Consider the following 24080-nt stretch of genomic DNA (forward strand, 5'->3'; position numbering starts at 1 on the left):
GAGTGACCGCCGCCGACGAACTCGACGAACGTTTCGTCACCGCCGTGCGCGCTCTGCCGGAGCACGCTCCGCCGGAGCTGCCGGTCGACCGGCGGGTCGACCACGACCTGCTGGTGCGGTACTTCGACGCCCAGGTGCAGTCGCGGCACCTCGATTTCGCGGCTCGCACCCTGCAGGGACGCGGTGAGGGTTTCTACACCATCGCGTCGGCAGGCCACGAATCGAACGCCGCGCTGGGCCTGTGCACGCGGGTGACGGATCCTGCTCTGCTGCACTACCGTTCGGGCGGTTTCTACGCGGGTCGCGCGTCGCTCGTCGAGGGCAGCACCCCGATCCGCGACGTGCTCGCCGGATGCGCGGCGTCCACGCTCGATCCGATCTCGGCCGGTCGGCACAAGGTGTTCGGCAACGCCGATCTGAACATCCTGCCGCAGACGTCGACGATCGCCTCGCACCTGCCACGGGCCGTCGGGCTCGCTCTCGCGTTACCGCGGATGCAGCGACTCGGGCTCGCCGCGGCGTGGCCGTGGGATTCGGTGGTGGTGTGCAGTTTCGGTGACGCCTCGGCGAACCATTCGACGGCGGTCGGTGCCCTGAACGCGGCCGCCTACTGCCGGCACCGCGGGTTGTCGTTGCCGTTGCTGCTGGTGTGCGAGGACAACGGGCTCGGCATCAGCGTGCCCACCCCACCCGGCTGGCTCGAGCGGTCGCTGTCGTCGTATCCGGGGATCGAGTACCGGTCGGTGGACGGCGCCGATCCGGTGGAGATGCTCACTGCCGCAACCGATGCCGCGGAGACGGTGCGCACGACCCGGGCACCGATCCTGTTGCACGTGCGGGCGGTGCGTTTTCTCGGTCATGCCGGTTCCGACGTCGAGTCGGCCTACCGCAGTCCATCGGATCTCGCTGCCGATCACGAACGGGACCCGCTGGTGGGCACCGCCCGCGAACTCGCCGCGCGTGGAGTGCTCGATGCTGCAGGGATTCTCGACCGGTACGAGCGGATCCGAGCCGAGGTCGACTCCGTCGCGGACTCACTGACCCGGCCGCCACGACTGGCGACCACCGCCGAGGTGATGCGGCCGCTGGAATCCGGGCTCGTGCTCGTCGACGACGATCCGCATCCGGCCGGTGAACCACTCACGCTCGCCGGGGCCGTGACCCGCGCGCTCGGGCAACTCCTCGAGGAGGATCCCCACACCTGTGTGTTCGGGGAGGATGTCGGCCTCAAGGGCGGGGTCTACGGGGTCACCCGAGGACTGCAGGAGCGCTTCGGACGCCTGCGCGTGTTCGACACCCTGCTCGACGAGCAGACGATCCTCGGCACCGCGCTGGGTTTCGCCGTCGCGGGCATGCTGCCGATCCCGGAGATCCAGTACCTGGCCTATCTGCACAACGCCGAGGATCAACTGCGCGGTGAGGCCGCGAGCCTGGCGTTCTTCTCCGACGGGCGGTACCGCAATCCGATGGTCGTGCGCATCGCGGGCCTGCCCTACCAGCGCGGCTTCGGCGGGCACTTCCACAACGACGATTCCGTCGCCGTGCTGCGCGACATCCCCGGTCTCGTGCTGGCCGTGCCGAGCTCACCCGCCACTGCCGGCGCCCTGCTGCGCACGTGCGTCGAGCTGGCACGTCAGGAGGGCCGGGTGTGCGTGTACCTGGAGCCGATCGCGCTGTACCACCGGCGCGACCTCTACGACGAGGGCGACGGACTGTGGCAGCAGGTCCCCGACACCGCCGGGCTTCCACCGGGATCGGTGTGCACCTACGGCGACGGGCGCGACGTGCTGGTGGTGACCTTCGGGAACGGGGTGCCGATGAGTCTGCGTGCCGTCCGTCGCGCGGGAGTCGCGGCGACCGTCCTCGACCTGCAGTGGTTGTCGCCGCTGCCGACGACCGCGCTGCTCGAACACGTCCGTCGCTTCGAGCGCGTGGTGGTGGTCGACGAGACGCGCCGCAGCGGAGGTGTCGCGGAAGCGGTCGTCGCAGCGCTCGTCGACGAGGCGTGGCAGGGCCGGATCACGCGGGTCACCTCCCACGACAGCTACGTGCCGCTCGGGCCCGCAGCCGCGCACGTGCTGATGTCGGAGGACGACATCGTGCGGGCGCTGCTGGAGGCGTGATCAGCAGGAAGCGGTATCAGCAGGAGGAGAGGATCCGCGACATCGCGTCGTGCTCCGCCTGGGTGACCCACAGCTCGTAGGTCGTCTTCACCTCGATCTGCCGCACGACGTACTCGCAGTGGAAGGCGGTGTTCGGCGGCAGCCACTCCGACGCGTCGGAGTCGCCCTTGCCCTGGTTGGTGGGGCCGTCAACGGCGATCAGGTTGCGCGGATCGTTCGCGAGATTCCGCTTCTGCTGATCGTCCAGATGGCGGGCGCCCTTCTTCCACGCATCGGACAGGGCGACGACGTGGTCGATCTGCACGGCGGCCGAGGTCTCGACCCCGCGACGGAAGGAGATCGTCTTCCCTGTGTACGGGTCCTGGAGCGTGCCGGCGGTGACGGTGCACTGCTTCTTCCCGGGCTCGAAGGAGACGTCGACGAGGTCGCGCTGCAGGATGTCGTTACGGGTGTCGCAGCCGTTGCGCCCCAGGTCGACGGTCACCTCGTCGGTCCAGGCCGAACCGAACAGCGAGCGGTCGTAGCCGCTCTGCGATTCGGCGGGCCGGACGGGCAGTGCCGCCAACGCCTCGAGCGCTTCGGAGGGGTTCTCGACCGGGCTCCCGCCGGGACCGGCCGGCTCGTCGTCCCCCACCGGTTCGAGGAGGACGACGACCACGCTGACCACGATGAAGCACAGGACCCAGACCCAGCGGGGAATGGACGACGTACGGGTACTCGCCATGTGTCGATACTGCTACGAAGTCGTACTGCTGCCGCTTCCTACTTCGCCAGCGGGGGCATCTTCACGACCTGGCCCGCGTACGACAGGCCGGCACCGAACGCGAGGAGCAGCGCGGTGGATCCGGCCTCGACCTGGCCGGTGCGCAGCATCTTCTCCATCGCCAGAGGGATGGACGCGGCGGAAGTGTTGCCGGTCTCGATGATGTCGTCGGCGACCGCGACCGTCTCGGGCAGCTCGAGCTGCTTGACGATGACGTCGTTGATACGCAGGTTTGCCTGGTGCGGGACGAAGGCATCGAGGTCCTCGAGGGCCACGCCGGCCTTGTCGGCGATCTGCCGGGCGAACTTGCTCATCTCGAAGGCAGCCCAGCGGAAGACCGCGGTGCCCTCCATGATGATCCAGGGGCGCTTCTGATCGGGATTGTTCGCGAAGTCGACCCAGTCGGGTTCCTGACGGATCGCGTTGGCCTGCGAGCCGTCGGAGCCCCAGACGGTCGGGCCCACGCCGACCTCGTCGGACGGGCCGACGACGACGGCACCGGCACCGTCGCCGAAGATGAAGCGCACCGAGCGATCGGTGGGCTCGGTGGTGTCGCTCATGCGCTCGACACCGACGACGAGCACGTGCTCGGCGGAACCGGCGCGCACGAGATCGGAGGCGACACCGAGGGCGTAACAGAAGCCTGCGCAGCCCGCTGCGATGTCGAGGGCGGCGGCCCCGCCGGTGCCGATGCGGTCGGCGACGAGAGCCGCGGCCTGCGGGGTCTGGAAGGGGTAGGTGGAGGTCGCGACGATCACGGTGTCGATCTGCGCACCCGTGAGACCGGCGGCCGCGAGGGCCTGCTCGGCGGAGCTCGTCGCCATGTCGACGACCGATTCCTTCGGGTGCTCCTCGGCGAAGCGGCGCTCCTTGATACCGGATCGCGACTGGATCCATTCGTCGCTCGAGTCGATCTGCTCGCAGATCTCGTCGTTGGTGACGATGCGCTCGGGGCGGTGCACACCCAGACCGAGCAGCGCGCTGTTCCTCAGCGGGGCAGGGACAGCGATCTGTGCACCCATCAGACGAACTCCTCCTCCTCGACGTACCGCGTGTCGGCACATCGCATCCGGTCAACGATATCGCAGGTCACGGTTTCGTCACAGCGCTACCCCGACGATGCGCTTCCGTGACCCGTACCGCAAGTGGCCGTCTCGTTCACCGCACGCGGACTAGCGTCGCGGTATGGATGCACAGGACTGGAACGAGAAGTATGCGGCGTCGGAACTGATCTGGGGCGCGCCGCCCAATCCGGTGATCGTCGAACACGTGGCGTCGCTGCCGCACGGTCGCGCCCTGGATCTCGGGTGTGGTGAAGGTCGTCACTCCTTGTGGTTGGCAACGCGTGGATGGGAGGTCGTGGGCATCGACTTCTCCGAGGTCGCCCTCGACAAGGCCCGCCGGATCGCGGCGCAGGCGCCGTCGCGTTCGCGAGACCGGCTCCGCTACGTCCGCGCAGATGTGACGGCCGACTCGTTCGAGGGCGAATATGACCTGATTCTCTCGGCCTTCTTGCATTTCCCTCCGCCACAGCGGAAGGCGCTTCTCGACCGCGCGATCAATTCACTGAAACCTGAAGGAATCCTCATATTCCTGGGGCACGACGCGATAAATCCCGAGGAGGGCGTGGGTGGACCACAGGACAAGGAAATCCTGTACACACCAACCGATCTCGTCGAGGAAATCGACGGCAGATTGGAAATCGGGATTGCCGAACGGCGATATCGGGAAACCGATGCGGGAACGGCTATCGACGCGCTCGTCGTGGCGAGCAAACCACCTCTTGGCAGTTAGTTGCCCGACGAGTAACATGGAGATGTTACCGACGAGTAATAACTTGGGCGGTACTTGAAGCCAGCTGGACCGCACCACACTGGGAGACACCGACGCCATGGGCCATTACAAGAGCAACCTCCGCGACCTCGAGTTCAACCTGTTCGAGTTCCTGAAGATTCAGAAGGTCCTCGAAGCCGGCAAGTTCGGCGATCTGGACGAGGACACCGCGCGCGGCATCCTCGCCGAGGTCAAGGCGCTGGCCGAGGGGCCGGCCGCCGAAGGCTTCGCCGACGCCGACCGCAACCCGCCGGTCTTCGACCCCGAGACCCATTCGGTGTCGCTTCCCGAGCCCTTCAAGAAGTCGTTCCGCGCCTGGTGGGACGCCGGTTACTGGTCGATGGGCATCCCCGAGGAGATCGGCGGCACCGACGCACCCCGCAGCCTCCTGTGGGCCGTCAACGAGATGATGCTCGGCGCCCAGCCGGCGGCGTTCATGTACGCGGCCGGCCCGGCCTTCGCCGGCGTGCTCTACGACAACGGCACCGACGAGCAGAAGCAGTGGGCCGCCACCTGCGTCGAGCGCGGCTGGGGCGCCACCATGGTCCTCACCGAGCCCGACGCCGGATCCGACGTCGGCGCCGGTCGCACCAAGGCGATCAAGCAGGACGACGGCTCCTGGCACATCGAGGGCGTCAAGCGGTTCATCACCTCGGCCGACTCCGACGACCTGTTCGAGAACATCTTCCATCTGGTCCTCGCCCGCCCCGAGGGTGCCGGCCCCGGCACCAAGGGCCTGTCGCTGTTCTTCGTCCCGAAGTTCCACTTCGACTTCGAGAAGAACGAGATGGGCGAGCGCAACGGCGTCTTCGTCACCAACGTCGAGCACAAGATGGGCCTCAAGGCCTCCGCGACCTGCGAGGTCACCTTCGGCGGCCACGGTGTTCCGGCCCAGGGCTGGCTCGTCGGTGAGGTCCACAACGGCATCGCGCAGATGTTCGACGTCATCGAGCACGCCCGCATGATGGTCGGCACGAAGGCCATCGCGACCCTGTCGACCGGCTACCTCAACGCCCTCGACTACGCCAAGGAGCGCATCCAGGGCGCCGACCTGACCCAGATGTCCGACAAGACCGCCCCACGCGTGTCGATCATGCACCACCCGGACGTCCGTCGTTCGCTCGCGATGCAGAAGGCCTACTCCGAGGGCCTGCGCGCCGTGTACCTGTACACCGCCGCGCACCAGGACGACTCCGTCGCCGAGCAGGTCTCCGGCGCCGACGCCGGTCTCGCGCACCGCATCAACGACCTGCTGCTGCCGGTCGTCAAGGGCTGCGGCTCCGAGCGGGCGTACCAGTACCTGAAGGATTCGCTCCAGACCCTCGGCGGTTCGGGCTTCCTGCAGGACTACCCGATCGAGCAGTACATCCGCGACTCGAAAATCGACTCGCTGTACGAGGGCACCACCGCCATCCAGGCGCAGGACTTCTTCTTCCGGAAGATCGCCCGCGACCGCGGTGTGGCGCTCGCCCACGTCGCCGGTGAGATCAAGAAGTTCGTCGAGCGCGACGACGCCGACCAGCGTCTGAAGAAGGAGCGCACGCTCCTGGCCACCGCCCTCGGCGAGACCCAGACGATGGTCGCCACGCTCACCCAGTACCTCATGGGTGCGCAGGAGCAGCCCACCGAGCTGTACAAGGTCGGCCTCGGTTCGGTCCGCTTCCTCGAGGCGTTCGGCGACCTGATGATCGGCTGGCTGCTGCTCGAGCACGCCGAGATCGCGCTCTCCGCACTCGACGCCGGCGTCGATGCCTCGGACAAGGCGTTCTACGAGGGCAAGGTCGCGGCCGCGTCCTTCTTCGCCAAGAACGTCCTGCCGGAGCTGAGCGTCGCGCGTCAGATCATCACCGACGTCGACCTCGACATCATGGAGCTCGACGAAGCGGCGTTCTGATCGAACCGCTCACGGCGGTAGCGCGATAGACGAGACCGACGTTGTGCGCGATTTCCCGACGGATTTCGCACACGACGTCGGTCTCGTCGTTTCGGGAGCAGCATTGACAACCTTTGTTGTCAGTAGCACTCTGAGCCCGTGACCATCACCGGCACGTCCACCACGACTCGGTACATGCGCGACCGCGAGAAGGCCGCCCGCATCACCGCACCCCTACGCCCGTTCGCGGGACGCGCTCCCGACGCCACGCCCGAGGAAGCGGACGCCCTGCGCCGTGCGCTGCTCGAGCGCGACGAACCGAGTGCCGAGTTGGTGCGGGCCATTCGGCGCGACCGCACCGTCACCCTCGCGCAGTTCCGCACCGCGCTCGCCGAGGGCATCGACGCTGTCCCCGACGCCCCTCCCGTGCTCCGGAAGTACTTCGAGATGCTCGAGGACACCCCCGACTGGGTCGACCGCGACAGGATCGCGCTCGGCGCCCGCACACTGCGCAGGGTCGGATCCGACGTCGGCGACGTCCTCGCCTACGGCTCGCTGCTCGGCGGATACAACAACTCCGGTCCGCTGCCGGTGCTGACCTCGTCCGGTCGTCTCACCGGCGAGCGCACCCGTCGACGTATCGCCGAGACCGGGACGTGGTGGAACGGATGCGTCGCCGACGGCGGTCTCGAACGGTTCGGCGAGGGATTCAAACTGTCGGTGCACGTGCGGCTGATGCACGCCTTCGTCGACTACCACCACGAGCACGACGGCGAGTGGGACACCGAGTTCCGCGGGCTACCGGTCAACCAGTTCGACCAGGCCGGCACGCTGGGCCTGTTCTCGATCACCTTCCTGCTCCACACCCGCGTCCTGGGGGTGCGATACACCCGGCGCGAGGCCGAGGCCGTCCTGCACCTGTGGGCGTATGTGGGCTGGTTGATGGGCGTCGACCCGAAGTGGCTCCGGTTCGAGGAGCGCGCGGGACTGCGGATGATGTACCAGATCGGGTCGTCCTCACCCGCCGCCGACGAGAACAGCCACATGCTCGCCAGGTCGCTCGTCGAACTGCCGCTCCACACGCGGTATCCGCGTTTCCAGGCGTTGCGTCGACGGTACGAATACGAACGCGGGCTGTCGCTCGCGACGACACTTCTCGGCCCGTCCGGGGTCCTCGCGCTGAAGGTTCCGCTACGTCCGCCGTGGTATCCGGTCGGTCGAATAGCTGTGAACGTCGTCGAACACCATGTGATCGGCCGCTTCCCTGCCGGGAAGGCGTGGCTGCAGCGGCACGGCGAGAAACAACTGCGCGACGCACAGCTCCGCATCCTCGACGGCGAGATCCCCGACGTGGTGCCGCTTCCGGAGTGACGAAACAAGGGGAGGTTGTGTGCGTGTTCCTTCACCGGAACCGCACACAACCTCCCCGAAGTTTCGAGGGCGTCCGCTACTCCTCCTCGGTTCCACCCGCTGCAGGTGCCTCGGCTGCCGGCGCTTCGGCCGCAGGCGATCCGGGTGCGGGCGCCGGTGCGTCCTCGGCCTCGGCGTCTTCCGCTCCGGTGTCGCCGGAGGTCGCGTCGTCGCCGCCACCGGAGGGCTCGTCACTGGGTTCCGGTTCGGGGCTGATGCACTTCACGATCGGGACCGGGTCGTACCGGACCGTGCGGGTCGCGTTCGAGATCTGCGCGCCCGTCCGTGCGTCGGTGACGATCCGGGTGTCGGTGACGGTGAAGCCCTGCGCGCCGCTCGACGGGATACAGGCCGAACCGGCGGGCAACGTGATCGTGTTGGGCGAGGTGAAGTTCGTGCGGTTGCCGGTGATCGACTGGACGTCGACGGTCTTGGTGCCCCAGATACGCACCGTGATGTCCGAGCTCGTGCCGATGGTCTGGATCAGGACGCCCGTGTCGAACGGGTTGCGGAACTTCAGGTCGATGGCACCGTCGTAGATCGTGGCCTCGCGGGCCGCCGGGTACCGGGAGATGTAGTAGCTGTGCTCGGTGTGCTCGACGTCCTCCATCCCGGCGAAATAGGTCGCGTTGTAGAGGGTGGTCGCGAGCTGGCTGATGCCACCGCCCACGGCCTTACCGGGACGTCCGGCCTCGATGATGCCCGACTCGATGTACCCCTGCGCCGCACCGCGCGGACCGGTGTAGTCGTTGAAGGAGAAGGTCTCCCCCGGCTTGACGATGGCGCCGTTGATCTCCTGCGCGGCCAGCCGGATGTTGACACCGGAGGCGTATTCGAAGCCGCTGGTGGTGAACTCCGAGACCACTTCCTTGATGCCGAGCTTCTCGGCGCCTTCGGTGGTGAGTTCGGGTTCGGCCTTCTTGTACACCGCGTCGGTGCTGCGGTCGCCCTCCTCCTTCAGCAGGTCGGGCAACCTCTCGAGGGTGACGGGCCAGTCGACCATCTCACCGGTCTCGCTGGGCACGATCGTCGGACGACCACCGTCGAGGACGATCCGCGCATCCTTCGGTTCGGTCTCCGAGGGGGCGAGCTGCGGCGCGAGGATGCCGATCGCGGCCTCGGTGTTGTACTGCGGTTGGAGTCCACCCGAACCGTCCGGCACGAACGACAGGACGGCGCCCACCGCGTCGCGCGGCAGCACACCGACGGCCCCGTCGAGCCCCCGGACGACCAGATCCTGCGCCACGGCCGGGACGGCGACCTCCGCCAGCGCCCGGTCGAGGCCCTCGCGGGTGACGGTGACGTCGACGCTCTCGACAGGCAGCGCGACGTCGCCGTACGGCCAGCGCCCGGCGAAGACGTCGCCTGCGACGGCCACGTCGAGTTGCTGGCCGGGCTGCGGCGTCACCGGAACGGGCGTGCCGTCCTCGAAGACGATGTTGCCCTCGCGCGGTTCGTGCGCGGCGGCGGCAGCGGCCTTCTCGATGGCTGCGGAGAGAGCCACCTCGTCGCGGGTGGAGACCACGCCGACCTCGTCGTTCCCGAAGAACGACGCGAGTCGCGTGAACGGATTGAGTGGCTGCGAACCCACCTGGTCGAGCGTCGCGGGCCAGTCGATCCCGATTCCGGCCTCCGACGGCACGATCTGCCCCTGGGTGTCGCCGGCGGTGACGTCGACGGGCATGTCGAGACGCGGCGTCAGTTGCTCGGTGAGTTCGGCCTCGGCCGCGTCGAGTGACATACCGCCGATCTCGACACCCGCGACGGTGACACCGCGCGGCACCTTGCCCGACGACAACGCCAGATCGGCCACGTAGAACACTGCGAGCAGTGCGACGACGCCACCGACGACGAGCGCGATCGTGCGCCGGGGCAGATTCGACCCGGACCTGCCCGGTTCGTCGCCGTCGCCGCCGGAACCTCCCGATCCGCCGGTGGGCGGAGGGGTGACGGGAGGCGGTCCCTGCGGTGGCGGACCCGCCTGCATCTGCTGGGTCGGCTGGTCACCCTGCGGTGGGTGGGCGGCCGACGGCATCGCCGTCGACGTGGGTGGGACGGGAGCCCCCGCCTGTTCGGGACCGGGCTGTGCCGGATTCTGTTCCTCCTGCGAACGGAGGAGACGATCGGTGGCGGCGGACGATCCGTCGCCCGGTGCCCGGTCCCCCGGCGCGACGACCGGGATGACCGCGGTGGGCGCCTCCGAGGGATGGACGTTCTCCGTCGGGGCCTCATCCGCGCCGGTGGGCGCCGCTTGGGCCGTGTTCGTGGGAGCTACCTGCTCCGTGTTCGTGGGAGCCACCTGCTCCGTGTTCGTGGGAGCCACCTGCTCCGTGTTCGTGGGAGCCACCTGCTCCGTGTTCGTGGGAGCCACCTGCTCCGTGTTCGTGGGAGCCACCTGCTCCGTGTTCGTGGGAGCTACTCGCTCCGTGTTCTCGGCTCGGACCTCCGCGGGAGCCTGCGGGGCCTCGGCATCCGCCTTCGCCTCGGTGACACTGCTCGCCTTCGCCTCGGTGACACTGCTCGCCTTCGCCTCGGTGACACCGCTCGCCTTCGCCTCGGTGACCTCCCGGTGAGGATCGACCGCTTCGAAACGCTCGGTAGGAGCCGACGCACCCTCGGCCTCACGAGCCGACTCCGCCGTCGAACCGACGTTCTCGGTTCGTGCGTCGTCGTGCTCGTGAGGGGACTCGTCGGTCCCGTTGCTGCCGCTCACCCGGATCCCTTCGCAAAGCTGGGCGCGCCGTCGAATTCGTGCGCCGACTACCTGGTTTCAAGGGTAGTGCCCCAGCTTCGGGCGGCTGCGCCCGGAATGCGAAGACCCCGCGTTGCTACCAGGTCGGGGGTCAGGCAGCAGCGCGGGGTCGCTGGGTCTATCGCTGTCCGTCGCGGAGCGTTACACACCGAACGGAACTTTTTTCCTCAACGACTTCCGAGGGGTGTCGATCAGGCCTCGAGAATCGCCGTCACACCCTGTCCACCTGCGGCGCAGATGGAGATCAGGCCGCGGACGGGCTTGCCGGTCTCCTGCTTCTTCTCGTGCAGCATCTTCGCCAGCGAGGCGACGATCCGGCCGCCGGTCGCGGCGAACGGGTGGCCGGCCGCCAGCGACGAGCCGTTGACGTTGAGCTTGCTGCGGTCGATCGAGCCGAGCGGGGCGTCGAGGCCCAGCTTGCCCTTGCAGTACTCCTCCGACTCGAACGCCTGGAGTGTGGCGAGCACCACGGAGGCGAACGCCTCGTGGATCTCGTAGAAGTCGAAGTCCTGCAGGGTCAGGCCGTTGCGCTGCAGCAGGCGCGGGATGGCGTAGGTGGGCGCCATGAGCAGCCCGTCGCCGCCGTGGATGTAGTCGACCGCAGCGGTCTCGGAGTCGACGAGGTAGGCGAGCACCGGCAGCTTGCGCTCGGCGGCCCACTCCTCGCTCGACAGCAGCGCGGCCGACGCGCCGTCGGTGAGCGGCGTCGAGTTGCCGGCAGTCATGGTGGCGTCACCGAGCTTGGTGCCGAAGACCGGCTTCAGCGTCGACAGCTTCTCCACCGACGAGTCGGGACGCAGGTTGTCGTCGCGGGTCAGCCCGAGGAACGGGGTGACGAGGTCGTCGAAGAAACCGCGGTCGTAGGCGGCGGCCATGTTGCGGTGGCTCGCGACGGCGAGCTCGTCCTGCGCCTCGCGGGCGATACCGAACTCCTTGGCGGTGATCGCGGCGTGCTCACCCATCGACAGGCCGGTGCGCGGCTCACCGTTGCGCGGGATCTCGATGCCGAGCATCGACGGGCGGACGTTACCGAGCAGCTTGACCCGGTCGGTTGTGGTGCGGGCCCGGTTCAGAGAGAGCAGGAACTCGCGGAGCTGGTTGTTCACGGCGATCGGAGCGTCGGAGGTGGTATCGACGCCACCGCCGATACCCGCCTCGATCCGTCCGGCGGCGATGGCGTCGCCGACCGCGATGATCGACTGCAGGCCGGTGCCGCAGGCCTGCTGCAGATCCCAGGCCGGGGTGTAGGGGCTCAGCGCACTGCCGAGCACGCTTTCACGCACGAGGTTGAAGTCGCGGGCGTGCTTGAGGACCGCACCGCCGACGACGGCACCGAGGCGCTCACCCTGCAGGTTGAAGCGGCCGACGAGACCGTCGAGGGTGGCGGTGAACATGTCCTGGTTGGACGCGCGGGCGTACTTGCGGTCGGACCGGGCGAACGGGATCCGGTTGCCTCCGAGAACGGCGACACGGCGCTGCTGCGTGGAACGGGCTTTGGTGGTCACTGGTGTCTCCCGGTTTCGGACGGATTCGACTTCTGGCTACTATTCTTACTCACGGGTAAGTTTGTTGTCGAACACGCTTGCTGTCGAACACTGCACCGACGACCGAATCGAAGAAGGTGGAATCGTGGCCGAAGCCAAGGGCGCACCCAAGCTCTACGCCCAGCTCATCTCGTCCGCACCCGGAGCGTTCCTCGCCAAGCAGTTCGGTCTGCCACAGCCCGAGAAGCTCCGGCGCTACCAGCCCGGCGAGCCCCCGCTCCCCGGCCCCGTCCTGCTCGGCGGCAACGGCCGCCTGGTCGAACCGATCCGCAACCTCCTGAGCGACTACACGTTCGCCGAGCCGTCCGACACGAAGTTCGGCGCACTCGTCTTCGACGCTACCGGCATCACCGACCCCGCGGGCCTCGAACAGCTCTTCACGTTCTTCCAGCCCACCCTGCGCAATCTCGCCCCGAGCGGCCGCGTCGTCGTCCTCGGCACCACGCCCGAGGAAGCCGGATCGGTCGACGAGCGCATCGCTCAGCGCGCCCTCGAGGGCTTCACGCGCAGCGTCGGCAAGGAACTGCGTCGCGGCGCGACCGTGCAGCTCGTCTACGTCTCCCCGAAGGCCGCGACCGGCCTGTCCGGTGTGGAGTCGACGCTGCGCTTCCTGCTCTCGGCGAAGTCGGCCTTCGTCGACGCCCAGGTGATCCGCATCGGTGAGGGCGACGCCACCGCCCCCGAGTCGTGGGAGCGCCCGCTCGCCGGCAAGGTCGCGGTCGTCACCGGCGCGGCCCGCGGCATCGGCGCGACGATCGCCGAGGTCCTCGCCCGCGACGGCGCGACCGTCGTCGCCGCCGACGTCCCCGCGGCCGGCGACGCGCTGACCCAGACCGCCAACAAGGTCGGCGGCACCGCCTTCGCGCTCGACGTCACCGCCCCCGACGCCGGCGAGAAGCTCGCCGCGCACCTGCTCGAGCGTCACGGCGGCGCCGACATCATCGTCCACAACGCCGGCATCACCCGCGACAAGCTGCTCGTCAACATGGACGCCGCCCGCTGGAACGCCGTGATGGGTGTGAACCTGATCGCCCCGCAGAAGATCACCGACGTGCTCGTCGAGAAGGGCGCGCTGAAGGAGGGCGGCCGGGTCATCGACGTGTCGTCGATCGCCGGTATCGCCGGTAACCGCGGCCAGACCAACTACGGCGCCTCGAAGGCCGGTGTCATCGGCCTCGTCCAGGCGACCAGCGAGGCGCTCGCCGACAAGAAGATCACCGTCAACGCCGTCGCTCCGGGCTTCATCGAGACCGCTATGACGGCCGCGATCCCGGTCGCCACCCGCGAGGCCGGCCGCCTGATGAGTTCGCTGCAGCAGGGCGGCGAGACCGTCGACGTCGCCGAGACCGTCGCGTGGTTCGCGAACCCCGCGTCGAGCGCCGTGACCGGGCAGGTCGTGCGCGTGTGCGGCCAGTCCATGCTGGGGGCCTAGATGGCACGGATCGAACTGCCCTCGCTGCCGTCGACCTTCGACATCTACAGCCGGGCCGTGCTCGGGGCACTGCCCGTCGTGGGCGCCTCGGGCGACAGCCTGCCCGACGACGTCCTGGTCCTGCGGTCGCTGAAGGTCGATCCCGACGATCTCGCCGAGTACACCAAGGTGTGCGGGTTGCGGTTCGGCGACAGCCTGCCGCTGACCTATCCGTTCGTCCTCACGTTCCCGCTCGTGATGAAACTGATGGTGTCGAAGGGCTTTCCGTTCGCCGCCGTCGGTTCGGTGCACGCCGAGAACGTGATCGAGCAGTTCCGGCCGATCTCGGTCACCGAGCCGCTCGACATCGCGGTGCACGCGGAGAACATGCGCGAACACCGTAAGGGCCTGCTCGTCGATCTCGTCAGCGAGGTCAACGTCGGACGCGAGCTGGTGTGGCGGCAGACGTCGACCTTCCTGCACCAGCAGCGCACGTCGCTGTCGGGTCAGCCCAAGCCGGAGCCGAAGGAGGAGGAGATCCCCCTGGTCCCCACCTCCACGCTGCGGGTCGACCAGAAGGTCATCGACCGCTACGCGGCGGTCTCCGGTGACCGCAACCCGATCCACGTCTCGACCCTGGGTGCCAAGGCCTTCGGATTTCCGAAGACCATCGCCCACGGCATGTGGAGCGCGGCGGCCACCCTGTCGGCAGTCGAGGGGCGGATTCCCGGCAAGGTGACCTACGCGGTGCGGTTCGGGAAGCCGGTGCTGTTGCCGTCGTCGCTGAGCCTGTACGCGCAGCACGTCGCCGACGGGTGGGATCTGGCACTGCGGCATCCGAAGAAGCAGTACCCGCACTTGACCGCCACGCTGCGGTAGGACGGGAACAACCGAGATTTCGGGCGGGACGGGACGCGATGGGGGCGTTCCGCCCCGCCCGAACCCTTGTGTGAATATCCTTGCGGCCGAAGCATTCCCGGCGAGAAGAATCAGTGCATCTGGTCGGAACGCTTACGTCCCGCGAGACCGCGCCAGGCCAGGTTCTCGAGCAGATCCGCAGCCTGCTGCACGTCGATCTCACCACCGGCGATGCGGTCGGCGACGGCCTCACCGGCACCGACGAGCGCGACGGCCATGATCGTGAAGTTCGTGTCGGGTTCCGGATCGCGCGTGCTCGATTCGAGCAGATGCGCGGTGAGTTCGATCAGCCGGTCGCGGCTGCCCTGCACCTGGGGCGCGAAGGCCTGCTGCGACAGCGCCTGACGATAGAGGACCATCCACGACGGCCGGTGCTCGTCGACGAAGCCGAGGAACGACTCGAGCGCGACCCGCAGTTGTTCACGCGGGGCGAGGGTGGGATCACCCGCCGGTGTGAGCGCCTCGACGAACCGCTGTCCCTCGCGGGCGATGCACGCCGCGAACAACTCGTCCTTCGACCCGTAGTACAGGTAGAGCATCGGCTTCGAGATCGACGCCCGCGCTGCGATGGCGTCCATGGACGTGTTGTGGAAACCGTGCTCGGAGAACACTTCGACGGCGGCGTCCAGCATCTGTTGCTCGCGGACCGCACGCGGCAGTCGCTTGGTTCCGCCCGCCATGACTCCTCCCGGACTCCTCGAATGAATTTCTTACTCTACGGTAGGAAGCCTGTGGTCGAAGCAACCTGCGACATTTCAGCAGTCCAGAGCGCCCTTCGCGCGTGTCACGGTCCGTACCGACTCGTCGACCCATTCCGGCGAGAGCGTGCCCTCCGCGACGACCTGCTCGAGATGGTCGAGCACGGCGGGCACCTCGTCGGTGGTCAGCCACAGTGCCTGGTTCACGCCCGCCACCATCGCGGCCTCGACGGCCTCGGTGATGCCGTAGGTATCGGTGATCGCGCGCATCCCCGACAGGTCGTCGGTGAAGATCACGCCACCGAAGGCGGGGCCGCCGTAGGCACCCGAGCGGAGCAGGTCCACCGCTGCCGGGCTGATGCTCGCGGGCAGGCCGCCGGTCAGACCCGGCACGTCGAGGTGACCGAGCATGACGCCCACCTCGGGCGAGACCAGGCTGCGGTACGGCACGAGATCGCTCTGCTGCAGTTGCTCGATCGGCGGGGTCGTCACGGCACCGGTGTGCGAATCACCGGAGGCCGAGCCGTGACCCGGGAAGTGCTTGAGCACCGGCATGATTCCGGCGTCGATCAGTCCCCGCGCATAGGCGCCGGCGTACTGCGTGACAACCTCGGGATCGTCGGAGAACGAACGGTCGCCTATGACCGAGTCGTCGGGCTGGCTGCTCACGTCGACGTCCGGCGCGAAGTCGACGGTGATGCCCAGCGACTTCAGTTCCTGTCCGCGTTCGAACGCCATCCGGTAGGTCTCGTCGACCGTCATCGTCTGCGCCGTCACCCGCGCGGACGGATCGGGTCCGAACAGGTCGCCCACGCGCGACACGCGGCCGCCCTCCTCGTCGATCGTGACCATGAGCGGCAATGCGCTCTGCGCGGCCACCTGCGGCACGAGACCGTCGGTGAGCATCGACGCGTCGGTCCAGCTGCCGATGAAGATGCCGCCGATCTGCTCGGATTCGACGATGGCCTGCGCGTCGACGGCTCCGGTGACCCCGACGTTGAGCAACTGGGCGAGCTTCTGCCGCAGCGTCAGCCGGGCGAGCAGATCGTCGCCGCAGGTCGCCGACGTCGCGGCCGCGGTCGCCTCGGTGGTCGTGGCGGTCGCGGTGGTGGACGAGGCGGGCGCGGTGTCGGACGAGGCGGGCGCCAGGCTCGACGTCGTCTCGACCGGGTCGTCGCCGCCCGAATCGGACGAACCGCATCCCGCGGTGGTGAGGGCGACCGCGAGCACGGCGGCGACAGTGTGACGGATCCGCATGGTGCCGACGGTAGCGGACGAACCTCGAGGACCCACAGCTCGAACCTCCCCCAGGGACGCTCCGGCGGGTTAAGGTGCACCCGAGCATCCGAATCCGACCCAGGGGGTACGCGGTGGGCGCAGATCTGATCCTCATCGCCTACGACGGTTCCGAGAACTCGAAGCGTGCCGTGCGGTATGCGGGTCGTTTCCTCGAGTCGTGCCGCGCCGTCGTCGTCACCGCCTGGGAGCCGATGGTCCGGCAGGCCGCCCGCATGTCCGGCCTGTCCGGTGTCATGCAACCCGACTGGGTGCCCGACGAGGACAGCGAGGACGTCGCCCTGTCCGACGCCCGCATCACCAACGACGAGGGTCTCGAGATGGCACGCTCGGTAGGTCTGCACGCCGAGGGCCGCACCGTCGAGGTCGTCAACGCGGTGTGGTCGGCGATCATCGAGGCCGCCGACGAGCTGGACGTCGACATCATCGTCACCGGCACCCGCGGCACCACCGGTCTGCGGTCGCTGTTGCAGTCGTCGGTGGCCGATCACGTGCTCCGGCACAGTCACCGGCCGGTCCTGATCGTGCCGCCGGGTCGCTGACGCCCCGTACCGGGTCACCGGCGCCGGGTGCGGGCAGGGATATTGTCGATCCACCATGGACGGATTCCTGCTCTCGCGCGCCGAACGCTCGGTGCACGCCACCGGCACCCGCCGGTTCTTCGACGACGTCCACTCCGCCACGCAGGCACTCCGCAGCGGTAAGGCGACGATCGTCGTCGGTGCACTGCCGTTCTCGCGGCACCGTCCGGTGGCCCTCGCGCAGCCCGACGACGTCGAGCTCGTCGACGGCCCGTGGCAGGCCCCTCCCGACCTGTCGGACCTGCCGCCGGTGCGGATCTCCGCCGAACTGCCGCTGCCCCGCGTGCACGTCGAGCGGGTGCGCCGGCTCGTGGAGCAGATGTCCCTCGGGGAGATGGAGAAGGTCGTCGCCGCCCGGCGGGTCACGCTCGAGGCCGACGAACCGCTCGACCCGCTCGCTCTCGCGGCCCGCATGATCGAACGCCATCCCGACGCGGCGACGTACGCGCTGGACCTGAGCGCGGCGGGCGAACGCTATTGGGGTCACACGCTGGTCGGGGCGACCCCCGAACTGCTCGTGAGCCGGCGCGGCGACACCGTCACGTGCCGTCCCCTCGCCGGGACCGCCGCACGCCGGGCCGATCCGGACGAGGACCGCCGCGCCGGTGAGGACCTGCTGACCTCGGACAAGAACCTCACCGAGCACGGTTACGTCGTCGACTGGATCCGCACCCGACTGGCCCCGCTGTGCAGCGACCTCGACATCCCCGACAAGCCCGAACTCACCGCGACACCCGATGTCTGGCATCTCGCCACGCCGATCACCGGCACCCTCCGCGACGCCGGCACCGACGCGCTCACCCTCGCCCACGTCCTGCACCCCACCCCGGCCGTGGCGGGCACCCCCACCGAGGCCGCGCTGGACGTGATCTCCCGGGTCGAGGGCGACCGGCGCTTCTACGGCGGCGCGGTGGGCTGGTGCGACGAACAGGGCGACGGCGACTGGTTCGTCGCCATCCGGTGCGCGGAGCTCAGTTCCGACGGCCGACGCGCCGTGACCTGGGCCGGAGGCGGCATCGTGGCCGATTCCGATCCCGTCGCCGAACTCGACGAGACCACCGCCAAACTACGCACGCTGCTCGGCGTGCTGGGTGTGTAGCGCACCGCGGCAACGGTGAAGATCGACTCGGAGGCTCGCACCGTCCGCCGACGCCTTCCGGGGTGATAGTTTGGCGCGGACCGATAGACAGCGTGGCGGCCGGCGATGACTGCCTGCGTCACTGGAGATGGGGAGACGGAATGGGGAAGTTCCTGGGACCGGGCCTGGGTAGCGTGGTCGTCGGTGCCGTACTCGGTGCCGTGGCGGTCTTCGGTGTGACGGCCGCTGTGCAGGAGAATTCGCGCCCTCAGATCGATCGCAGTGGCAACGCCGATTCGTCCCTCCTGAACCAGGTTGAGTACGGCAGCCGCTGACGGCGCCGGCAACGCTTCGAGTTCACGCACGTACCGAGGCGAGACGGAGCTCCCGTCCGCCGAACCGCTGTCCCGCCGGTGGCTGTACGCAGTCGCCGCGGTGGCGGTGATCCTGTCCTTCGCCCAGGTTCCGGGCCTGGTCGTCGCCGACACCAAGTACGACCTGACGCAGAACCCGATCGGATTCCTCACGCGCGCCGCTCACCAATGGAGCAGTGTGGCGCCGCTCGGGCAGGTGCAGAACCAGGCGTACGGCTACTTCTTCCCGCACGGCTCGTTCTTCGCCGCGGGTCAACTTCTGCACATTCCCCCGTGGATCACCCAGCGGGTGTGGTGGGTGCTGCTGCTCGTCGCCGGATTCTGGGGCCTCGTCCGCCTCGCCGAAGCCCTCGGCATCGGGAGCCGTAGCTCCCGCCTGATCGCGGCGACGGTGTTCGTGCTGTCCCCGCGCGTCCTCACGACGCTCGGTTCCATCTCGTCGGAAGCACATCCGATGATGCTGGCGCCGTGGGTGCTGCTACCGCTGGTGCGGTATCTGAACACGCCGAATCCCGGCTCGGCCCGCCGGCTCGCCGCGCAGTCCGCCGTGGCGGTGACGCTCATGGGCGCGATCAACGCGGTCGCGACCGCCGCGGCCTGTCTCGTCGCGGCGCTGTGGTGGGCCGCGCACCGCCCGAACCGGCGCTGGTGGCGCTTCACCCTGTGGTGGCTGCCGCTGTGCGTCGTCGCGGTGACCTGGTGGATGGTGCCGCTGCTGCTGCTCGGCCGCGTCAGCCCGCCCTTCCTCGACTTCATCGAATCGTCCGGTGTCACCACCGAATGGACGTCGCTCGCCGAGGTGCTGCGCGGCACCAGCAGCTGGACGCCCTTCGTCTCCCCCGAACGCATCGCGGGAGCCGTGCTCGTCACGCAACCGGCCGCCGTCCTCGTCACCGGCGCTCTGGCCGCGGCCGGTCTCGCCGGCCTCGCGATGCGGTCGATGCCTGCGCGCGGTCGATTCACCCTGATCCTCGTGGTGGGTCTCGTCGGCATGGGCGTCGGTTACGTCGGCCGGCTCGACTCGCCGTTCGCCGAGCAGGTCCGGTTGTTCCTCGACACCGCCGGTGCGCCGCTGCGCAACGTCCACAAGCTCGAACCGCTCGTGCGACTGCCGATCGTGCTCGGGATCGCGCACCTGTTGCGCGCCGTGCCACTGCCCGGATCGGTGCCGTGGTCGCGTGCCCGTAACGCCTTCGCGCATCCCGAACGCAATCCGATGGTCGCGGTGACGACGCTGATCCTCGTCGCGATGACGCTCGCGACCTCACTCGCGTGGACCGGGCGGCTCGCTCCGCGCGGCGCCTACGACGAGGTCCCCGAGCACTGGCACGCCGCGGCGGCCTGGCTCGAGGACAACACGAGCGAGCGCGGCGAACGCGCCCTCATCGTTCCCGGCGCGCCGTTCGGCAGCCAGATGTGGGGGCTCACCCGCGACGAACCGATGCAAGCACTCGCGTCGACGCCGTGGGCCGTGCGCGACGCCGTCCCGCTCGTGCCGCCCGGCGCCATCCGTGCCCTCGACGCCGTGCAACGCGACATCGCCGACGGCCGCCCGTCCGACGGTCTCGCCGCGACCCTGCGCGGTCAGGGCATCGGTTTCCTGGTGGTGCGCAACGACCTCGACCCCGACACCTCCCCCGCCGCGCGACCGGCACTCGTGCATCGCGCGCTCGACGGTTCGCCGGGTATCGAGCGGGTCGCCGAGTTCGGTGACGACATCGTGTTCGACAACCCCGACGACTTCGTCACCGACGCCGACCTGCGACCTGCCTATCCGGCCGTGGAGATCTACCGCGTCGCCGAACCCGCCGCGGCGCCCGTCGGTCCCTACGTCGTGGACGTCGCCGACGTGCCGGTCGTGCAGGGAGGCCCCGAAGCGCTGCTGCGCCGCAACACCGCGCAGCCCGAGTTCGTCGGTCCCACACTCCTCGCCGCCGACGCGGCCCGCGCGGGTCTGCCCGTCGACGAGGTGACGGTCACCGACACCCCGACGGACCGCGAGACGGATTACGGGCAGGTCGACCATCATTCGTCGACGATCCGCGCGGCCGACGACCCGCGCCGCACCCACAACGCCGTCCCCGACTATCCGGTGCCCGACACCGAACTCGTCCGCGCCGAATGGGAAGGCGCCCGCATCAGCGTGTCGAGCGCGGCGTCGGATGCCACCCAGCTCGGCGGCACGTCGGTCGCGAGCAGCCCGGCCGCGGTGGTCGACGGCGATCCGACGACCGGCTGGCACAGCAACGGTCTCGAATCGGCGATCGGCCAGTGGCTGCAGCTCGACCTCGACCGGCCGATCGAAGCGGGTCTGCTGCACCTGACGACGAGTTCCGGAGCCCTCGGCGATCCCGTCAAGTGGCTCGAGGTGTCCACCGACCGGGGCAGCACGGCGGTGCGCGTCGACGAACCGGGACGCGAACAGACGGTCGCGCTGCCGCTGGGCACCACCTCGTGGATCCGCATCACGTCCGTGCACACCGCACGCGGCACGGTCGGCAACCAGTTCGGTCTCACCGAGGTGGTCGTCGAGGACTTCACCGACCGGAACGAACCGCGCCCGATCGACATCCGTCGCCGCATCGTGGTGCCGGGCCCGGCCGAGGACGCCGCGGTGCGCGGATGGCAGCTCGGACAGGAATTCCCCGGCCGCGGCAGCTGTGTCGACACCGACGACCGCGTGCGCTGCGCCCGGGGGCTCGCCACCTCCGCCGAGGAACCCGGCGTGTTCACCCGCACCCTGGACGTGCCGCAGGAGACCTGGGTCCGTCCGGAACTGCTCCTGCGCGGGCGTCCCGGGCCGGCGCTCGAGGATCTCGTGGACCGCTCGGATCGGGTCGTCGCGCGCGGTGACGCCGACGTTGTCGACCTGCAGGGCTCGGCGTTCGCCCTCACCGACGGTGATCCGCGGACGTCGTGGACCGCGGAGGAGAGCTCGCTCGAAGCAGGTGCGCCGCGGCCGTCGCTCACGCTGGAACTGCCCGAGGAACAACGCGTCACGGGATTGGACATCAGGGCGGCGCTGGGAGCGCTGCCGGTCGCGCCGTCGCGGGTCGCGGTGAATCTCGGCAACGGACCGCAGGTGCGCGAACTCGACGGTGACGACACGACCGTCGACCTGACCCCGCACGTCACGGACCGGATCGAACTCACCGTGGTGCGCTGGCGCGACACCCTCGATCGCACCGTGCTGGGTTTCTCGAAACTCACCCCGCCCGGGCTCGCCGAGGTGTCGGTGCTCGGCGACGACGGGCCGATCGGGGCACAGGGGTCCGTCTACGACGAGACGGTGACCGTCGACTGCGAGCGCGGACCCGTCGTGGAGATCGACGGGCGCAGCTACCGCACGTCGCTCACCGCGCGGGTCGCCGATCTCGCGGCGGGCGTGGAGGTTCCCGCGACGCTGTGCGACACCGACGTCGTCGGCACGAACCCGGGCCGGGTCGACATCGACGTCGATCCCGGTGCGGCCTTCGTCGTCTCGGGTCTACGGCTCGACGTCCCCGGTTCCGATGCGCCCGTCGCGGAGCCGACGGAACTCGACAAGGGCCGCTGGACGGAGAACCTGCGCGAGGTGACGGTCCCGGCGGGCGACGAGGACCGGCTCGTGGTGGTGCCCGAGAGCACCAACGTCGGCTGGGTCGCCCGCACCCCGGACGGTGCCGTGGCGACGCCGGTCGTCGTGGACGGCTGGCAGCAGGGCTGGATCGTGCCGGCCGGACCGGAGCAGACGCTGACCCTCGAGTTCGCGACCGACCGCTGGTACCGGCTCGGGATCTTCGGCGGGTTGCTGTTGCTCGTCCCGTTGTTCGCGGCGGCCGTGTGGCCGCGGCGGCGCGTCGACGATCCGGGTCCGATGCCGCGCACCTGGGGTTCGTCTGCTCTCGCGCTGACCGGTGTGCTGGTCGCGGCGACGCTCCTCGCGGGATGGGTCGGTGCCGCCGTCGCGGTCGCCGGCGCGGTGGGGGTCGGTGCGCTCGCGGTGCGCCGCGGACCCGACCTGGCGTCGCGCGTGCTCGTGGGCACCGCGGGCGGCGCGACGATGCTCGCGATGGCGCTGCTGTCCACAGGGCCGTGGCGATCACCCGACGGATATGTCGGGCACTCGTTCCTGATTCAGTTCGCGGCGCTCGTCGGCGTGGTCGCAGTGGGCCTGGCGGCGGTGCCGCGCCGGGCCTTGTCCCAGCGGTGGAAGGCGGCCCGCGCCGGCTCCTCGACGAGGGCGTAGCTGACGGACGCGACGGCCAGGCTCAGCACGACCGTCACCGTCAGGACGAACCAGAAGTGCCCCGCGAAGGCCGGGATCCCGAAGACGGGGAAGACGATCGACAGCACCGCGAGGTGCCAGATGAACACGCCGTACGACCAGCGTCCGACGGCCAGCGCAGCCGGGCTCGCCAGGATGCGGTGCCGCCGGCGCGGCGCGAGGGTCAGCGGGGCGAGCAGTGCGAAGCTCATGATCGCGCCCAGGGCGATCTTGGCGAGATATTCGGTGGGTGCGAGGTCGGTGAGCGTCTCCGGTCCGGCAAGCGGGGTGGCCGCGGCCGCGAAGGCGCCGACGGCGATCGCTCCCATCACCGCGCGCCGCGCCGCGAGCCGGTGCACCCACGTCTCGGGTCCGGTGACGAGTTCGGCGAGGATCATGCCTGCCGCGAACCAGGGCAGGTAGCCGGGCAGCCAGTTGGTGTGATTGATGTGGTCGGGGGTGCTCACCGGAACCCACGCCCACAGCAGCGACAGTCCGCTCACGGAGAGCAGCAGTGGGACGCGGTAGCGGGCAGCGTGCCCGCGCAGCCCACTCACCGCCAGGGCCAGCAGCGGCAGCACGAGGTAGAAGGCCACCTCCACCGACAGACTCCACATCTGGGTGAGGCCCTCGGTGAGGGTGAGTGGGACGAACACCTGCACGAGCGCGAGATTCGACCACCACACCGTCGCGCCGCCGCCCGCACCGGGCAGCAACCACAGCACCAGGATCACGACGGTCCAGTAGGCGGGGAGGATGCGGGTCGCGCGGGAGAGGAAATAGCGGGTCGTCGAGGGGGACGGTCCGAGCCCGCGGGCCGCCGCGGCGTGCGGACGCCACAGCAGGAAACCGGACAGGGCGAAGAACAGGGCGACGGCGAGGTCGAACCGTGCCCACACCCGGCCGATCAGCGGGTCGTGCACTGCGCCGGTCTGGAACGCGACGTGGGTGATCAACACACCCACTGCTGCGAAACCGCGCATCCCTTCGAGTGCAGGAAGGAATCCGCTCACGCTGCGGGTCCGGTCGGTGGTGGTCATCGGGCACCAGTGTGCCGTGTCGCGGGGCGGCGGACTGAGCAGGATCGCCCGGAACGGGACGATCCCGGCAGCGACGAAGATCGACTACCGATCCGTCCCAGCGGTGAGCGGACGCGCATATTGCCATACCGGGCTGTTAG

General features: G+C 69.3%; 17 protein-coding genes. 10 read left to right on the plus strand and 7 right to left on the minus strand.

Annotated features, from left to right (window positions below; genetic code table 11):
- The first annotated feature begins 2 nt into the window (after positions 1 to 2).
- Positions 3 to 2123: a thiamine pyrophosphate-dependent enzyme gene (locus C6Y44_RS21220; protein WP_159417515.1), complete on the plus strand. Its 2121-nt coding sequence runs from the start codon at positions 3 to 5 to the stop codon at positions 2121 to 2123.
- 16 nt (positions 2124 to 2139) lie between these two features.
- On the opposite strand, the gene C6Y44_RS21225 is transcribed toward C6Y44_RS21220, so the two are convergent.
- Together C6Y44_RS21225 and C6Y44_RS21230 are read right to left on the minus strand one after the other, a co-directional pair.
- Positions 2140 to 2847, minus strand: coding sequence for an HNH endonuclease family protein (locus C6Y44_RS21225; protein ID WP_192378585.1), 708 nt, complete (start codon positions 2845 to 2847; stop codon positions 2140 to 2142).
- Between the two features lie 38 nt (positions 2848 to 2885).
- Positions 2886 to 3908 carry a beta-ketoacyl-ACP synthase III gene (locus C6Y44_RS21230; RefSeq protein WP_120280364.1) on the minus strand — a complete coding sequence of 341 codons (1023 nt, stop codon included), beginning with the start codon at positions 3906 to 3908 and terminating at the stop codon, positions 2886 to 2888.
- A 163-nt stretch (positions 3909 to 4071) separates the two neighbouring features.
- Between C6Y44_RS21230 and C6Y44_RS21235 the strand changes: the two genes are divergently transcribed.
- The 3 genes from C6Y44_RS21235 (at position 4072) to C6Y44_RS21245 (ending at position 7963) form a co-directional block, all read left to right on the plus strand.
- On the plus strand, positions 4072 to 4680 hold the full coding sequence (locus C6Y44_RS21235; RefSeq protein WP_159417514.1) for an SAM-dependent methyltransferase: 609 nt from the start codon (positions 4072 to 4074) through the stop codon (positions 4678 to 4680).
- A 97-nt stretch (positions 4681 to 4777) separates the two neighbouring features.
- A complete protein-coding gene (locus C6Y44_RS21240) occupies positions 4778 to 6613 on the plus strand; it encodes an acyl-CoA dehydrogenase (RefSeq protein WP_159417513.1) in 1836 nt (611 codons plus the stop codon).
- A 138-nt stretch (positions 6614 to 6751) separates the two neighbouring features.
- Positions 6752 to 7963 carry an oxygenase MpaB family protein gene (locus C6Y44_RS21245; RefSeq protein ID WP_225623644.1) on the plus strand — a complete coding sequence of 404 codons (1212 nt, stop codon included), beginning with the start codon at positions 6752 to 6754 and terminating at the stop codon, positions 7961 to 7963.
- A 76-nt stretch (positions 7964 to 8039) separates the two neighbouring features.
- Here the strand turns inward: C6Y44_RS21245 and C6Y44_RS21250 are convergent, their stop codons facing one another.
- Both C6Y44_RS21250 and C6Y44_RS21255 read right to left on the minus strand, forming a co-directional pair.
- Positions 8040 to 10715, minus strand: coding sequence for a VanW family protein (locus C6Y44_RS21250; protein WP_192378586.1), 2676 nt, complete (start codon positions 10713 to 10715; stop codon positions 8040 to 8042).
- Between the two features lie 230 nt (positions 10716 to 10945).
- A complete protein-coding gene (locus C6Y44_RS21255) occupies positions 10946 to 12259 on the minus strand; it encodes an acetyl-CoA C-acetyltransferase (RefSeq protein WP_159417512.1) in 1314 nt (437 codons plus the stop codon).
- A 124-nt stretch (positions 12260 to 12383) separates the two neighbouring features.
- Here C6Y44_RS21255 and C6Y44_RS21260 point away from each other — a divergent pair, with 124 nt between their 5' ends.
- Positions 12384 to 13730 (plus strand): 3-oxoacyl-ACP reductase, encoded by a 1347-nt coding sequence (locus C6Y44_RS21260; protein WP_120283685.1) that lies wholly within the window; start codon positions 12384 to 12386, stop codon positions 13728 to 13730.
- Complete coding sequence (locus C6Y44_RS21265; protein ID WP_120280368.1) at positions 13731 to 14588, plus strand: MaoC/PaaZ C-terminal domain-containing protein; 858 nt, start codon at positions 13731 to 13733, stop codon at positions 14586 to 14588.
- A gap of 110 nt (positions 14589 to 14698) precedes the next feature.
- Here C6Y44_RS21265 and C6Y44_RS21270 read toward each other — a convergent pair whose 3' ends face one another.
- Both C6Y44_RS21270 and C6Y44_RS21275 read right to left on the minus strand, forming a co-directional pair.
- Positions 14699 to 15307, minus strand: coding sequence for a TetR/AcrR family transcriptional regulator (locus C6Y44_RS21270; RefSeq protein ID WP_006552668.1), 609 nt, complete (start codon positions 15305 to 15307; stop codon positions 14699 to 14701).
- Between the two features lie 75 nt (positions 15308 to 15382).
- Positions 15383 to 16582 carry a glycoside hydrolase family 3 N-terminal domain-containing protein gene (locus C6Y44_RS21275; protein ID WP_159417511.1) on the minus strand — a complete coding sequence of 400 codons (1200 nt, stop codon included), beginning with the start codon at positions 16580 to 16582 and terminating at the stop codon, positions 15383 to 15385.
- Positions 16583 to 16695: 113 nt separating this feature from the next.
- On the opposite strand from C6Y44_RS21275, the gene C6Y44_RS21280 reads away from it, so the two are divergent.
- The 4 genes from C6Y44_RS21280 (at position 16696) to C6Y44_RS21295 (ending at position 22882) form a co-directional block, all read left to right on the plus strand.
- Positions 16696 to 17163, plus strand: a complete 468-nt coding sequence (locus C6Y44_RS21280) for a universal stress protein (RefSeq protein WP_159417510.1) — start codon at positions 16696 to 16698, stop codon at positions 17161 to 17163.
- Positions 17164 to 17218: 55 nt separating this feature from the next.
- Positions 17219 to 18301, plus strand: a complete 1083-nt coding sequence (locus tag C6Y44_RS21285) for an isochorismate synthase (protein ID WP_159417509.1) — start codon at positions 17219 to 17221, stop codon at positions 18299 to 18301.
- A 140-nt stretch (positions 18302 to 18441) separates the two neighbouring features.
- Positions 18442 to 18615 (plus strand): DUF2613 domain-containing protein, encoded by a 174-nt coding sequence (locus C6Y44_RS21290; protein WP_006552672.1) that lies wholly within the window; start codon positions 18442 to 18444, stop codon positions 18613 to 18615.
- The gene (locus tag C6Y44_RS21295; protein WP_159417508.1) at positions 18596 to 22882 is read left to right on the plus strand and encodes an alpha-(1->3)-arabinofuranosyltransferase; all 4287 of its coding nucleotides are present in this window, start codon (positions 18596 to 18598) and stop codon (positions 22880 to 22882) included. Before C6Y44_RS21290 ends, C6Y44_RS21295 begins: the two co-directional genes overlap by 20 nt.
- On the opposite strand, the gene C6Y44_RS21300 is transcribed toward C6Y44_RS21295, so the two are convergent.
- Complete coding sequence (locus tag C6Y44_RS21300) at positions 22771 to 23940, minus strand: acyltransferase family protein (protein WP_120280372.1); 1170 nt, start codon at positions 23938 to 23940, stop codon at positions 22771 to 22773. The genes C6Y44_RS21295 and C6Y44_RS21300 overlap by 112 nt on opposite strands.
- Between the last annotated feature and the right edge of the window lie 140 nt (positions 23941 to 24080).

The organism is Rhodococcus rhodochrous (assembly GCF_014854695.1).
Taxonomy (GTDB): domain Bacteria; phylum Actinomycetota; class Actinomycetes; order Mycobacteriales; family Mycobacteriaceae; genus Rhodococcus.

What these genes read in the sequence shown, in the direction of transcription:
- C6Y44_RS21290 (WP_006552672.1), top strand. Translation starts at nt 18,442, where the DNA reads ATGGGGAAGTTCCTGGGACCGGGCCTGGGTAGCGTGGTCGTCGGTGCC.
- C6Y44_RS21285 (WP_159417509.1), top strand. Translation starts at nt 17,219, where the DNA reads ATGGACGGATTCCTGCTCTCGCGCGCCGAACGCTCGGTGCACGCCACC.
- C6Y44_RS21275 (WP_159417511.1), bottom strand. Translation starts at nt 16,582, where the DNA reads ATGCGGATCCGTCACACTGTCGCCGCCGTGCTCGCGGTCGCCCTCACC.
- C6Y44_RS21265 (WP_120280368.1), top strand. Translation starts at nt 13,731, where the DNA reads ATGGCACGGATCGAACTGCCCTCGCTGCCGTCGACCTTCGACATCTAC.
- C6Y44_RS21225 (WP_192378585.1), bottom strand. Translation starts at nt 2,847, where the DNA reads ATGGCGAGTACCCGTACGTCGTCCATTCCCCGCTGGGTCTGGGTCCTG.
- C6Y44_RS21230 (WP_120280364.1), bottom strand. Translation starts at nt 3,908, where the DNA reads ATGGGTGCACAGATCGCTGTCCCTGCCCCGCTGAGGAACAGCGCGCTG.
- C6Y44_RS21240 (WP_159417513.1), top strand. Translation starts at nt 4,778, where the DNA reads ATGGGCCATTACAAGAGCAACCTCCGCGACCTCGAGTTCAACCTGTTC.
- C6Y44_RS21270 (WP_006552668.1), bottom strand. Translation starts at nt 15,307, where the DNA reads ATGGCGGGCGGAACCAAGCGACTGCCGCGTGCGGTCCGCGAGCAACAG.
- C6Y44_RS21235 (WP_159417514.1), top strand. Translation starts at nt 4,072, where the DNA reads ATGGATGCACAGGACTGGAACGAGAAGTATGCGGCGTCGGAACTGATC.
- C6Y44_RS21300 (WP_120280372.1), bottom strand. Translation starts at nt 23,940, where the DNA reads ATGACCACCACCGACCGGACCCGCAGCGTGAGCGGATTCCTTCCTGCA.